The 503-nt window shown below is 45.7% G+C and carries 1 pseudogene; it reads right to left on the bottom strand.

Annotated elements, in window-relative coordinates:
* Positions 1 to 503, bottom strand: a pseudogene (locus tag ACFIJZ_RS10185) (phage portal protein); the annotation flags it as partial.

Raw genomic sequence — 503 nt, 5'->3', positions numbered from 1 at the left:
TGCTTTTCCTGCAACTTCATTTCCTGCTCGGGGTCCATCTGCTGTTGTTGTGCCATTTGTTGCTGTTGGAACTTCTCACTGACACGATTGAGTAATGACGCCGGCAATGGAGAATAACGAAGTAGATCAAGCATAATATCCGGCGTAATGGCATTTTGAAGCAATGGGAGCAGTTGTGTGATAATACCGAAGGTGCGCTCTTTCTCATTCGGGCTGGTTGGCGCATCATCAACAACAATGTCATACTCGACACTCGTTACTTCTTCACGCGTCAATGGAATATATTGCGCATTCTCCTCACCAGATATCCGTACCAAACGACCATCGGACAAGTAATTCTGGATAAGATGCAAAATAATCTTACCTTGCCGCTTGCGGTACAAACGTAAACCATCAAACAGACAAGCAAGCAGATTTAAACTGGATTGGCGTCGTTGTGCCTCCAAAATACCCGCTTGTGTCACTTCTCTTGTGCCAATGAATTCGGGCGATAAACCCGTCAC

Source organism: Bartonella sp. CL70QHWL (assembly GCF_042194855.1).
GTDB lineage: Bacteria > Pseudomonadota > Alphaproteobacteria > Rhizobiales > Rhizobiaceae > Bartonella.
This window is presented reverse-complemented; position numbering and strand designations above follow the sequence as displayed.